Origin of the sequence: Kineococcus auxinigenes, assembly GCF_050871525.1 — a bacterium.
Classification (GTDB): Bacteria; Actinomycetota; Actinomycetes; order Actinomycetales; family Kineococcaceae; genus Kineococcus.
Window position 1 is genome coordinate 1 of the sequence record NZ_JBKBCT010000003.1, and the last position, 12804, is coordinate 12804.

At 73.4% G+C, this 12804-nt stretch carries 10 protein-coding genes; 1 reads left to right on the forward strand and 9 read right to left on the reverse strand.

Annotated elements, in window-relative coordinates:
- Positions 1–86: 86 nt before the first annotated feature.
- From ACRYR9_RS01935 to rhaI, 9 genes are all read right to left on the reverse strand, one after another.
- Complete coding sequence (locus ACRYR9_RS01935; RefSeq protein WP_432491601.1) at positions 87–1421, reverse strand: glucarate dehydratase family protein; 1335 nt, start codon at positions 1419–1421, stop codon at positions 87–89.
- Between the two features lie 95 nt (positions 1422–1516).
- A complete protein-coding gene (locus ACRYR9_RS01940) occupies positions 1517–2341 on the reverse strand; it encodes an IclR family transcriptional regulator (RefSeq protein WP_432491455.1) in 825 nt (274 codons plus the stop codon).
- Positions 2342–2386: 45 nt separating this feature from the next.
- Positions 2387–3340: an exopolyphosphatase gene (locus ACRYR9_RS01945; RefSeq protein WP_432491457.1), complete on the reverse strand. Its 954-nt coding sequence runs from the start codon at positions 3338–3340 to the stop codon at positions 2387–2389.
- Between the two features lie 88 nt (positions 3341–3428).
- Positions 3429–4082 carry a LutC/YkgG family protein gene (locus tag ACRYR9_RS01950; RefSeq protein ID WP_432491459.1) on the reverse strand — a complete coding sequence of 218 codons (654 nt, stop codon included), beginning with the start codon at positions 4080–4082 and terminating at the stop codon, positions 3429–3431.
- Positions 4079–5590, reverse strand: coding sequence for a LutB/LldF family L-lactate oxidation iron-sulfur protein (locus ACRYR9_RS01955; RefSeq protein ID WP_432491603.1), 1512 nt, complete (start codon positions 5588–5590; stop codon positions 4079–4081). Before ACRYR9_RS01955 ends, ACRYR9_RS01950 begins: the two co-directional genes overlap by 4 nt.
- 17 nt (positions 5591–5607) lie before the next feature.
- The gene (locus ACRYR9_RS01960) at positions 5608–6420 is read right to left on the reverse strand and encodes a (Fe-S)-binding protein (protein WP_432491461.1); all 813 of its coding nucleotides are present in this window, start codon (positions 6418–6420) and stop codon (positions 5608–5610) included.
- A complete protein-coding gene (locus tag ACRYR9_RS01965; protein WP_432491463.1) occupies positions 6417–7865 on the reverse strand; it encodes a rhamnulokinase in 1449 nt (482 codons plus the stop codon). The genes ACRYR9_RS01960 and ACRYR9_RS01965 overlap by 4 nt, the downstream gene beginning before the upstream one ends.
- 16 nt (positions 7866–7881) lie before the next feature.
- A complete protein-coding gene (locus ACRYR9_RS01970; RefSeq protein ID WP_432491465.1) occupies positions 7882–9939 on the reverse strand; it encodes a bifunctional aldolase/short-chain dehydrogenase in 2058 nt (685 codons plus the stop codon).
- Between the two features lie 5 nt (positions 9940–9944).
- Positions 9945–11111 carry an L-rhamnose isomerase gene (gene rhaI, locus ACRYR9_RS01975; protein ID WP_432491467.1) on the reverse strand — a complete coding sequence of 389 codons (1167 nt, stop codon included), beginning with the start codon at positions 11109–11111 and terminating at the stop codon, positions 9945–9947.
- A gap of 353 nt (positions 11112–11464) precedes the next feature.
- On the opposite strand from rhaI, the gene ACRYR9_RS01980 reads away from it, so the two are divergent.
- A complete protein-coding gene (locus tag ACRYR9_RS01980; RefSeq protein WP_432491469.1) occupies positions 11465–12799 on the forward strand; it encodes an ABC transporter substrate-binding protein in 1335 nt (444 codons plus the stop codon).
- The last annotated feature ends 5 nt before the right edge of the window (positions 12800–12804 follow it).

Below are 12804 nucleotides of genomic sequence, written 5' to 3' on the forward strand. Positions count from 1 at the left end.
GGGGGGGGGGGGGTTGGGGGGGGCGGGGGTGGTGGGGGGGGGGGGCGCGGGGCGCCCCCCCCGCCACGCGCGCGCCCCCCCCCACCTCACCAGCGGGCGGTGTTCGGGCTGAAACCGGGCTCGACGGTGCGCATGTAACCGGTGTCGTCGCGCTCGCGGATCCCGCACCGCAGGTACTGCTCGTGCAGGCGGGCCAGCGCGTCGGGATCCAGCACCACGCCCAGCCCCGGCGTGGTGGGCACGCGCACGGAACCGTCCGCGAAACCCAGGGCGCCGGGCACCACGACGTCGTCCTCGGCCAGCTTCCACGGCCAGTGCGTGTCGCACGCGTAGTCGAGGTTCGGGGTGGCCGCGGCCAGGTGCGTCATCGCCGCCAGGGAGATGCCCAGGTGGGAGTTGGAGTGCATGGACAGCCCCATCCCGAACACCTCGCAGATGCGCGCCAGATCCTGCGAGCGGCGCAGCCCGCCCCAGAAGTGGTGGTCCGAGAGCACGACCTGCACCGCGTCGGCGCGCACGGCCGGGGCCAGGTGCTCGAAGGCGACGACGCACATGTTCGTCGCCAGCGGGACGTCGGTGCGCCGGTGCACCGCGGCCATCCCCTCGATGCTCGGGGTGGGGTCCTCCAGGTACTCCACGACGCCCTCGAGGGCCTCGGCCACCCGCACCGAGGTGTCCACGGTCCACGCCCCGTTGGGGTCCAGCCGCAGCGGCAGGTCGCCGAACTCCGCGCGCAGCGCGCGCACCGCCTCGACCTCCTGCTCCGGGGGGAACACCCCGCCCTTGAGCTTGACGGCGGTGAAGCCGTACCCGTCGACCATGCGCCGCGCCTGGCGCACCAGGCCCTCCGGGTCCAGGGCCGCGCCCCAGTCGTCCCCGCCGCCGTCCCCGCGGGTGCCGGGGTGCGCCTCCCACTTGTAGAACAGGTAGGCGCTGAAGGGGACGGCCTCGCGCACCGCCCCGCCGAGCAGGTCGCTGACGGGCCGCCCCAGCAACCGGCCCTGCACGTCCAGGGCGGCGACCTCGAAGGGGGACAGGACCCGGTTCAGGGTGCTGGAGGTGGTGACCTGACCGCCCATGCCGTGCCCGCCGGTGCTGGTGTCGCGGGCCAGGGTGGCGGCCACGCGGGCGGCCAGCCCGTTCAGGTCGAACACGTCGGCGCCGACGAGCTCGGCGGCCGCGGCGCGCACCCGCTGCAGGTGCACCGCGTCCCCGTACGTCTCGCCCAGGCCGGTGCCGTCCTCGGTGTGCACCTGCACGACCGTGCGCAGCGCGAACGGCTCGTGGACGCCGACGTTGTTCAGCAGCGGCAGGTCCCGGAACGCCACCGGGGTGACCTCGACGCGGGTGATGCGGTTGCGGGGGCGCCCGGCGGGGGCGGTGCCCGGCGGTTCGGTGGTGGTCACGGCGTCCCTCGTCATCGTCGGCGGCGGGCGCGGCAGCGGCCCGCCGGGAGCCTGCCACACCCGCCCCGCCCGGTCCACGGACGTGGACGAGGGGTGCGGACGTGAACCCGTCAGCGGATGCCGCCGGCCCGCAGGTCGCGCGCCAGCCCCGCGGCCCGGCGCACCAGCACCGCGGCGATGCGCTCGACCTCCTCGCCGGTCGCCAGGTGCGCCGGGACGCTGCAGCTGATCGCGTCGGTGGCCGGGATGCGGTACTCCACGCGCACCCCCACGCACACCGTGTCCGCCACGTTCTGGCCGTGCTCCACCGCCCAGCCCCGCTCGCGCGCGCCCGCCAGCTCCTCCTCCAGCTGCGCGCGCGTGCGGACGGTCCGCTCGGTCAGCGGCGGCAGCTCGTCCCCCGGCAGCAGCTCGTCCAGCTCCGCGGCCGTGCGCTCGGCCAGCAGCGCCTTGCCCAGCGCCGTCGCGTACGCCGGCAGGTAGCGCCCCACCCGCGAGTGCGCGTGGTGCTCGGCCGCCTCCCGCGTCGCCAGGTACACCACGTCGCCGCCGTCCAGGCGCGCCACGTGCGCGGTGAAGCCCGTCTCGTCGCGCACGGCCTCGATGCAGGCGATCGCCCGGGGAAGGGCCGGGTCGCGGTCCAGGTACGCGGTGCCCGTCAGCAGCGCCTGCGCCCCGATGCCGTACCCGCCGCCGGGCGTGGGCGGTTCGATCCAGCGCAGGTCCACCAGCGTGCGCAGCAGCGCGTGCAGGCTCGAGCGCGGGTAACCGGTGCGTTCCTGCAGCTGCGCCACCGTGAACGTGTACGGCGCGCGCGCCAGCTCCTGCAGGATCCGCACGGTGCGCTCGGCGGACTTCACCGGGCCGCGCCCGCCGGCGTCCTCGGCCCCCGCGCGCGCCTCACCGTCTCCACCCTCGTGCGGGTTCCTGGCCATGACCACCTCCTGATCCGCCCGGAGTGTAGGGCGGCCGGGAGGACCTCAGCGCTCCGCGCGCAGCGCCGCCACCAGCTCCGGCAGCACGGCGGCCGCCTCCTCGTGCGGCACCTGGCAGGTGCCGGCCGCGACGTGACCGCCGCCGCCGTGCGCCAGGCACACCGCGCCCACGTCCGCCGGGGAGGTGCGGTCCACGATGGACTTGCCGATCGCGAACACGGTGTTCTGCTTCGCCCGGCCCCACATGACGTGGATCGACACGCGCGCCGCGGGGAACAGCGCGTACACCAGGAAGCGGTTGCCGGCGTGGATGACTTCCTCGTCGCGCAGGTCCAGCACCGCCACGTCGCCGTGCAGGGTGGTGACGCGCTCCAGCTGAGCGCGGAACAGCTCCGCCTGCGAGCGGTACAGCTCCACGCGCTCGGCGACGTCCGGCAGGGCGAGGATCTCGTCCACGTCCTGGTACGTCATGCAGTGCTCGATGAGCTGCATCATCAGCTGGTAGTTCGAGATGCGGAAGTCGCGGAAGCGGCCCAGGCCGGTGCGGCTGTCCATGAGGAAGTTCAGCAGCGTCCAGCCGGTCGGCTCGAGGATCTCGGAGACGTCGTAGGCCGCGGAGTCCGCCTGGTCCACCGCGCGCATCAGCTCGTCGGAGATCCCCGGGAAGCGGGCCGCGCCGCCGAAGAAGTCGAACACGACGCGCGCCGCGGAGGGGGCGTCGGCGTCGATGACGTGGTTGCCCGCGCCGCCGTTGCGCAGCGTCTCGGAGTGGTGGTGGTCGAAGACGACGTGCGCGCGCGCGTCGTACGGCAGGTTCGTCAAGACGTCCCGCTCCGTGATCTCCACCGTGCCGTCCTGCACGTCCTTGGGGTGCACGAACGTGATCTCGTCGACCAGGTCGAGCTGGCGCAGCAGCACCGCGCACACCAGCCCGTCGAAGTCGCTGCGCGTCACCAGCCGGTAGGGGCCGGCGGTCAGGAGGGCGTCCGGAGAGGTCACGGCGTTCCCATCGGCAGGTCGAGGCTGGAGCTTGAGGCATGCCCGGCGCGCCCCTGCCCGCTCGGCGCGCAGGGGCGCACCTGCGCGCTCAGCCGACGACGACCACGTCCAGCCGGCGCGGCCCGTGCACGCCCTCCACGCGGTCCAGCTCGATGTCGCTGGTGGCGCTGGGGCCGGAGATGAACGTCAGCGGCACCGACGGGTCCAGCCGCGCCAGCCCCTCCGGCACGGTCTCCACGACGTCCGCGGCGCGCACCACGCACACGTGGTGGTCCGGCACCAGGGTCAGCGAGCGCCGGCCCTGGCCGGGGCCACCGCTGGCGAGGACGATCGTGCCGGTCAGCGCGATCGCCACGGCGCTGCCGGTGACGACGGCGTCCAGGGCGTCCAGCTCGGGCACGCTCAGCGGCGCCGACGGGTGCTCCTCGACGAGCTCGCGCTCGCCGATCCGCGGGCGCCACTCCTGCGCGAAGTCGGCGGGCACGACGAACCGCCGCGAGCCCGCCTCGTCCAGGCACCGGGCCACGGCCGCGGCGACCTCGTCGCCGGTGCCGGCGCGCAGCACGCGGGCGCGGTAGTCCTCGACCCGCTCCACGAGCAGGTCGAGCACGCCGGCGCTGCCGGGGTAGTGCTGCCCGGTGCGGTGGTAGTCGCGCGGCACCGGCGGCACGCCGCCGCGGGGGGCGCCGGCGTCGCGGGCGGCGCGCAACCGCGCCAGGACCTCCTCGCGCGCGCCGCTCACGCCCGCCCCTCCTGCTCGTCGTCGTGCCCACCCGTTCGGGCCCACCACTGCCGGGCGGTCTCCGCCGGCGGGGCGGGCACGTCGCGGCTGCCGGTCCAGTGCGACAGCGGCCACGGCAGGGAGCTGATGCGGCCCTTGCGCCCGGCGACCAGCCGGCCCAGCGCCAGCCCCTTCTCCGCGGCGGCGAACCGCCCCGGGGAGCTCATCGCGACCGCGGCGGCCTTCAGCGCCAGGTCCTGCGCGGTGGGCCGCGGGTGCGACTCCACCGACGTCGCGCGCTGCTGCACCAGCAGGTTCGGGATGTCGATGCGCACCGGGCAGGCGTCGAAGCACGCCCCGCACAGCGAGGACGCGTACGGCAGCGAGGCGTTCGGGTCGTCGGGCCCGGAGATGCCGGTGAGCATCGGCGAGAGCACAGCGCCGATGGGCCCGGGGTACACCGAGCCGTAGGCGTGCCCGCCGACGCGCTCGTAGACGGGGCACACGTTCAGGCACGCGGAGCAGCGGATGCAGTGCAGCGCCGCACGCCCGTCCTCGTCGGCCAGCACGGCGCTGCGGCCGTTGTCCAGCAGCACGAGGTGGAACTCCTGCGGCCCGTCGCCGGGGGTCACGCCCGTCCAGGTGGAGGTGTACGGGTTCATCCGTTCGCCGGTGGAGGAGCGCGGCAGCAGCTGGAGGAACACCTCCAGGTCGCTGAACGTGGGCACGAGCTTCTCCACGCCCATGAGCGTGATGAGGGTGTCCGGCAGGGTCAGGCACATGCGCCCGTTGCCCTCGGACTCCACGACCGACAGGGTGCCGGTGTCGGCGACGGCGAAGTTCGCGCCGCTGACGGCGACCTTCGCCGTCAGGAACTTGCGGCGCAGGTGGGCGCGGGCGGCCATCGCCAGCTCGCGCGGCTCGTCGCTCAGCGCCGGGTCCACGTCCGGCATCTCGCGCAGGAAGATCTCCCGGATCTCGCTGCGGTTGCGGTGGATCGCCGGCACGAGGATGTGGCTGGGCGCGTCGTGGCCGAGCTGCACGATGAGCTCGGCCAGGTCGGTCTCCCACGCGGCGATGCCCTGCTCGGCCAGCGCCTCGTTCAGGCCGGTCTCCTGGGTGGCCATCGACTTGACCTTGACGACCTCGTCGGCGCCGGTGGCGCGCACCAGGTCCGCGACGATCCGGTTCGCCTCGTCGGCGTCCCGGGCCCAGTGCACGTGGCCGCCGCGGGCGGTGACGTTCTCCTCGAGCTGCTCGAGCAGTTCCGGCAGCCGGGCCATGACGTCGGCCTTGATGGCCGAGCCGGCCAGGCGCAGCTCCTCCCAGTCGTCGAGCTCACCGACCACGCCGGCGCGCTTGCCGCGGATGATCCCGGTGGCCTTGCCGAGGTTCCGGCGCAGCTGGGTGTCGGCGAGCTTCGCCTGCGCGGCCTTCGGGAAGGAGGTGGTGCCGCGCAGGTTGCCCTGCCCGGCGGGGGAGTGCGTCGGCAGGCCCGTGTCGCGCGAGTCGTCGCGCACGGCGGGCATGCCCAGGTGCGTGGTGCTCACCGCTGCGCCTCCGCCGGCTCGTCGCGCACGCCGCCGGGAGAACCCGCCGCGGACGGCGTCTGCGTCGCCTCCGTGGAGGCGAGGATCTCCGCCAGGTGCACGGTGCGCACACCGGTGCGCAGCCGGCCCAGGCCGCCGCCGATGTGCATCAGGCAGGAGGAGTCGCCCGCGGTGCAGACCTCCGCGCGGGTGTCCAGCACGTTGCGCATCTTGTCCGCGAGCATCGCGGTGGAGGTCTCGCCGTTCTTCACCGCGAAGGTGCCGCCGAACCCGCAGCACACCTCCGCGTCGGGCAGCTCCACCAGTTCCAGGCCGCGCACCGCGCGCAGCAGCTGCAGCGGCTTGTCGGCCACCCGCAGCATCCGCAGCGAGTGGCAGGTGGGGTGGTAGGTGACGCGGTGCGGGTAGTAGGCGCCGACGTCGGTGACGCCGAGGACGTCCACCAGCAGCTCGGACAGCTCGTAGGTGCGCCCGGCCACCGCCTCGGCCCGCTGCGCGAGGGCGTCGTCGCCGGCGCGGCGGGCCACCATCGCGTGCTGGTGGCGCACGCACCCGGTGCAGGAACCCGACGGCGCCACCACCGCGTCCCACTCGCCGTGGGCCACGGGCTCGAACACGTCCACGTGGTGGCGCACCAGCGGCACCGCTTCGCGCAGGTACCCGGTGTTGACGTGCATCTGCCCGCAGCACGTCTGCCCCTCGGGGAAGACGACCTCGTGGCCCAGCCGCCGCAGCAGCTTCACGGTGGCCTTGACCGCCTGCGGGAACATCGCGTCCCCCAGGCAGGTGGCCATCACGGCGATCCTCACAGCGCTCCCGTCCTCACGCGTTCCCCGCGGGGAGCGTAGGTCGTCGTCTCGTGCGTGTCGCGCACCAGGGCGCGCAGGTCCTCCAGCGAACCGGACAGGTCCCCGTGGGCGCGGGCCTGCACCAGGACGTTGCCCAGGGCGGTGGCCTCCACCGGCCCGGCCACCACCGGCAGCCCGCACGCGGCGGCCGTCAGCTCGCACAGGAGCGCGTTGCGCGCGCCACCGCCGACGAGGTGCACGGCGTCCACCTCGTGCCCGGACAGCCGCACCGCGTCGGCCACCGCGCGCGCGAACGCCTGCGCCAGGCTCTCCACGACGCAGCGCACCACCTCGGCCTTCGCCGTGGGGGCGCGGTGACCGGCCTCCTCGGCGGCGGCCTGCACGCGGGCCACCATGGGCCCGGGCGGCAGGAACCGCGCGTCGTCGATGTCGACGAGCGGGCCGCCGGCGGGCACCTGGGCGGCGGCGGCCAGCAGCGCGGGCAGGTCCTGCTCGCCCTCGCTGCTCGTCCACTCCGCCAGGCACTGCTGCAGCACCCACAGGCCCATGACGTTGCGCAGGTACCGGATGCGGCCGTCCACACCGCGCTCGTTGGTGAAGTTCGCCGCGAACGACTCCGCCGAGAGCACGGGCCGTTCCAGCTCCACGCCCACCAGGCCCCAGGTGCCGCAGGCGACGTAGGCGAAGCGCTCGTCGCGCGCCGGCACCGCCACGACCGCGGAGGCGGTGTCGTGCGAGCCGACGGCGACCAGGCGCACCGACCCGGGCAGGCCGGTCTCGGCGAGCACCTCCGAGCGCAGGCCCCCGAGCACCGTGCCGGGTTCGTGCACCGGCGGCAGCAGCGCCGGGTCGATGCCGGCGAGCTCCACCAGGTCCGGTGCCCACCGGCCGGTGCGCACGTCGGCCAGGCCGGTGGTGGAGGCGTTGGTGGCCTCCGCGCCGCGGTGGCCGGACAGCCAGTACCCGAGCAGGTCGGGCACCAGCAGCAGCTGCGCGGCCGAGCCCAGCAGGGACTCCTCCGCCTCGGCGACGAGCTGGTAGATCGTCGTGAACGGCAGGTGCTGCAGGCCGTTGCGCTCGTACAGCCGCTGCGCGGGGACCCGCTGGAACACCTGCTCGGCCACGCCCTCGGTGCGCGAGTCGCGGTAGTGCCGCGGGGTGCCCAGCAGGGCGCCCTCGCGGGTCAGCAACCCGTAGTCCACCGCCCAGGTGTCCACCCCGACGGTGCGGGCGGCCGCACCGCCGGGCGTGCGGGCGGCGCGGCCGAGCCCGGCCAGCACCTCGCGCCACAACCCGACGGCGTCCCAGTGCAGGCGCCCGGCCACCTCCACGCCGCCGTTCCAGAAACGGTGCACCTCGGTCAGCTCCAGCCGGCCCGGCGCCGCCGAGCCGAGCATGACGCGGCCGCTGGAGGCGCCGAGGTCGACGGCGACGTGCGTGCTCACGGGGTCCCCGTCCTCCTCAGCGCAGGAACGCGGCGGCGACGCCGGCGTCCACGGGCACGTGCAGACCGGTGGTGTGCGAGAGTTCCCCGCCGGTCAGGACGAACACGGCGTTGGCGACGTGCTCGGGCAGCACCTCGCGCTTGAGCAGGGTGCGCTGGGCGTAGAACTCGCCCAGCTCCTCCTCGGGGATGCCGTACGTCTTGGCGCGCTGAGCGCCCCAGCCGCCGGCGAAGATGCCCGAGCCGCGCACGACGCCGTCGGGGTTGATGCCGTTGACCTTGACGCCGTGCTCGCCCAGCTCGGCGGCCAGCAGGCGCACCTGGTGGGCCTGGTCGGCCTTCACCGCCGAGTAGGCGATGTTGTTCGGGCCGGCGAACACGGAGTTCTTGGAGGAGATGTAGACGATGTCGCCGCCCAGGCCCTGCGCGATGAGGACCTTCGCGGTGGCCTGGGAGACGAGGAACGACCCCTTGGCCATGACGTCGTGCTGCAGGTCCCAGTCCTTCTCGGTGGTCTCCATCAGCGGCTTGGAGATCGACAGGCCCGCGTTGTTCACGACGAGGTCGAGCCCGCCGAACGCCAGCACCGCCTCGTCGACGGCGGCGGCCACGGCGGCCGCGTCCGAGACGTCCGCGGCCACGCCCACGGCCACGTCGGCGCCCTTGGAACCAGCGATCTCCGCCGCGGCGGCCTGCGCCTTGGCGAGGTCCAGGTCGGCGACGACGACGCAGGCGCCCTCGGCGGCCAGGCGGGTCGCGATGGCCTTGCCGATGCCGGAGGCCGCGCCGGTCACCAGCGCGATGCGGGTGGCCAGCGGCTTCGGCTTCGGCATGCGCGCCAGCTTGGCCTCCTCCAGCGCCCAGTACTCGATGCGGAACTTCTCCGACTCCTCGATGGGGGAGTAGCTGGAGATCCCCTCGGCGCCGCGCATGACGTTGATCGCGTTGACGTAGAACTCGCCGGCCACGCGCGCGGTCTGCTTGTCCTTGCCGAAGGAGAACATGCCCACGCCGGGCACCAGCACGATGAGCGGGTCCGCGCCGCGCATCGCGGGGGAACCGGCGCTGGCGTGCCGGTCGTAGTAAGCCTGGTAGTCCGCGCGGTACTCCTCGTGCAGCTCGGCCAGGCGCGCGGTGATCTCCTGCACCGACGCGGTCGCCGGCAGGTCCACCACGAGCGGCTTGACCTTGGTGCGCAGGAAGTGGTCCGGGCAGGAGGTGCCCAACGCGGCCAGGCGCGGGTGCTGCTCGCGGGCCAGGAAGTCCAGGACCACCTCGGAGTCGGTGTAGTGACCGACCTGCGGCTTGTCCTGCGAGGCGATCCCGCGGACCACCGGGGCCAGTGCCGCGGCCTTCGCCCGCCGCTCGCCCTCCGGCAGGGCGGCGTAGCCGTCCAGCACCGCACCGAAGGGCTCGGGCACGCAGTTCGCCTCGATGTACGCGGTGGCGGTCTCGATGATCCAGCGGGAGTTGGCCTCGGCCTCGGCGCTGGTGGCGCCCCAGGCGGTGATGCCGTGCCCGCCGAGGATCGTGCCGACCGCCTGCGGGTTGGCCTCCTTGATCGCGGCGATGTCCAGGCCGAGCTGGAAACCGGGCCGGCGCCACGGCACCCAGACGACCTTGCCCTCGAAGATCGTCTCGGTGAGCTTCTCGCCGTCCACCGCGCAGGCGATCGCGATGCCGGCGTCGGGGTGCAGGTGGTCCACGTGCGCGGCATCGACCAGCGCGTGCATCGCGGTGTCGATGGAGGGGGCGGCGCCGCCCTTGCCGTGCAGGCAGTAGTCGAACGCGGCGACCATCTCGTCCTCGCGCTCCACGCCCGGGTAGACGTCGCGCAGCGCGCGCAGGCGGTCCAGGCGCAGCACCGCCAAGCCCTTCTCCTGCAGGGTCCCCAGGTCGCCGCCGGAGCCCTTGACCCACAGCAGCTCGACGCCCTCGCCGGTCACCGGGTCCACCGCGGTGCCCTTGGCGGAGGTGTTGCCGCCGGCGTAGTTGGTGAACCGCGGGTCCGCGCCCAGGGCGTGCGAGCGCGCGAGCAGCTGCTCGACGGCCTCGTTCGTCGTGGTGTTCGTCATGTCGTTCAGGCTCCCCATCCCGCCTGCTGGCCGCCGATGCGCTCGGCGGCGATCCTGTCCGCGTAGCCCGACGCCTTGAAGGCGGCCATCGGGTCGGCCGCCAGGCCCATCGACTCGCGCAGCTGGGCCAGCAGCGGGCGCACGTCGGTGTGGTAGGCGTCCATGAACACGTCGTTGGCGGCCAGCACGTCACCGGCCTGCTGCGCCGCGCGCAGCGCCTCGCGGTCCACCAGCAGCGCCTTGGCGGTGGCCTGCTGCACGTTCGTCACCGAGCGGATCTGCCCGGGGATCTTCTCCTCGATGTTGTGGCACTGGTCGAGCATGAAGTTCACGCCCGAGTCCGGCCGCAGCGCGTCCGAGCGCACGATCTCGTACATGATCCGGAACAGCTGGAACGGGTCCGCGGCGCCGGCCATGAGGTCGTCGTCGGCGTAGAAGCGCGAGTTGAAGTCGAAGGCGCCCAGACGGCCCGCGCGCAGCAGCTGCACGACGATGAACTCGATGTTCGTGCCGGGCGCGTGGTGGCCGGTGTCCAGGACGACCTTGGCCTTCTCGCCCAGCGCCGTGCAGTGCAGCAGGGAGGTGCCCCAGTCGGGGATGTCGGTGGAGTAGAAGGCCGGCTCGAAGAACTTGTACTCCAGCACCATGCGGTGGTCGTCGTCCAGGAGCGCGTACACCTGCTGCAGGGACTCGGCGAGGCGGTCCTGGCGGTCGCGCAAGTCGTCCTGGCCCGGGTAGTTCGTGCCGTCGGGCAGCCAGACCTTCAGCTCCTTGGAGCCGGTGGCGCGCATGACGTCGACGCACTGGGCGTGGTGGGCGACGGCCTTGGCGCGCACCTTCGCGTCCGGGTGCGTCAGGGAGCCGAGCTTGTAGTCGTCGTCCTGGAAGAGGTTGGAGTTGATCATGCCGATCGTCACGCCGTTGTCGGCGGCGTGGGCGGCGAGCTTGCCGTAGTCGTCGACCAGGTCCCACGGGATGTGCAGGGACACGCGCGGCGCGATGCCGGTGTACCGGTGCACCTGGGCCGCGTCGCTGATCTTCTCGAAGGGGTCGCGCGGCGTGCCGGGGGTGCTGAACACCTTGAACCGGGTGCCGGAGTTGCCGAACGCCCACGAGGGCAGCTCGATCGTCTGCTGCCGCAGGGCGGCCAGGACCGTGTCGGTCGATGTCATGGGGACCTCACTCCATCGGGGGCGGAAGCACCGTAGCCCTATTTTGACACGTTTCACAAGGGGGTGGGCGGACACCGGCCGGGAGGAGCGGTGACGCCAGGGCACCAGGCGCGCCGTAGAGGTGAGCACCACGGCTTCGGACCCCACCCGCGAGACGTCCAGTGACCTTCCGTGAGCTGCTGACCTGGGAAAACGCCTTCCTGATGCCGGACGGAGCACATCGGCGCCGAGTGCTTGACGCCCCGCCCGCGTGCTCCTACCTTCGAGCTCGAGTCACCCTTGAAACGTCTCACCAATCCCGCGAACACCCCGCCCACCGCTCCCCGGAGCGGTCGTCTCGATGAGGAGACCCCGTGGCACGTCGACGCACCCCCACCCGATCCCGGGCGCTGAGCGGACTGGCCGCGCTCGCCCTGGCTCCCCTCGCCCTCACCGCCTGCAGCGCCGGAAGCCTGGGTTCGTCCAGCGGCGACGAGGGCGGTGGCACCACCATCACCTGGTTGACCGGCAGCGATGAGACCGCCCAGGCCACCGCGACCTCCATCGTCGAGGCGTTCGAAGCGGCCAACCCCGACATCCAGGTCGAGCTCGACGGGCGCCCCGCCGGCGGCGAGGGCGACAACCTCGTCAAGACCCGCCTGCAGACCGGCAGCATGCCCGACGTCTTCGACTACAACTCCGGCTCGCTCTTCCAGCAGATCGCCCCCGAGAAGAACCTCGCGCCGCTGGGCGAGGACGTCGTGGGCGCCGTCGACGACGCCTACCTGCCGCAGGTCTCCGTCGGGGACACCGTCCACGGCGTCCCGTACGGGACGGCCTTCGGCGGCGGGGTCATGTACAACATGGACGTCTACGAGCAGCTCGGCCTGCAGGTGCCGAAGACGTGGGCGGAGTTCGCCGCCAACAGCGAGGCGATCAAGGCGGCCGGCATCGCGCCGGTGATCCAGACCTACGGCGAGACGTGGACCTCGCAGCTGTTCGTGCTGGGCGACTTCCACAACGTGGCCGCCGCCAACCCCGACTGGGCGGAGCAGTACACCGCCGGCCAGGCCAAGTACGCCACGGACCCCGCGGCGGTGCGGGGTTTCGAGCACCTGCAGGAGGCCCACGAGAAGGGCTGGCAGAACACCGACTTCGCGTCCGCGGAGCTCGAGGACGGGATGCGCAAGCTGGCGGCGGGCGAGGGGGCGATGTACCCCATCCTCTCCGGCAACATCACCACCCTGCTCGGCGTGGACCCGACCGCCGGTGACCGCATCGGCTTCTTCGCCCTGCCGGGGGAGGACGCGTCGACCAACGGGCTGACCGCCTGGTACCCCAACGGGGTCTACATCCCGAAGACGACGTCCGGCGCACAGCTCGAGGCGGCGGAGAAGCTGCTGGCCTTCATCGCCAGCCCCGAGGGGTGCGAGGCGCAGACCCAGGCGTCCCCGCCCACCGGTCCCTACCTCGTCGAGGGCTGCGAACTGCCCGAGGACGTTCCGCAGGTGACCAAGGACGTGCAGGCGTACTTCGACGCGGACGCGCAGTCCCCGGCGCTGGAGTTCCTCTCCCCGGTCAAGGGCCCGGCCCTGGAGCAGATCACCGTCGAGGTGGGCTCGGGCATCCGCTCCGCCGCCGACGGCGCGGCCCTGTACGACCAGGACGTCGAGAAGCAGGCGCAGCAGCTCGGTCTCGAGGGCTGGTGAGTCGT

Coding starts and splice junctions, on each gene's coding strand:
- ACRYR9_RS01935 (WP_432491601.1), bottom strand. CDS start 1,421: ATGACGAGGGACGCCGTGACCACCACCGAACCGCCGGGCACCGCCCCC.
- ACRYR9_RS01940 (WP_432491455.1), bottom strand. CDS start 2,341: ATGGCCAGGAACCCGCACGAGGGTGGAGACGGTGAGGCGCGCGCGGGG.
- ACRYR9_RS01955 (WP_432491603.1), bottom strand. CDS start 5,590: ATGCCCGCCGTGCGCGACGACTCGCGCGACACGGGCCTGCCGACGCAC.
- ACRYR9_RS01970 (WP_432491465.1), bottom strand. CDS start 9,939: ATGACGAACACCACGACGAACGAGGCCGTCGAGCAGCTGCTCGCGCGC.
- rhaI (WP_432491467.1), bottom strand. CDS start 11,111: ATGACATCGACCGACACGGTCCTGGCCGCCCTGCGGCAGCAGACGATC.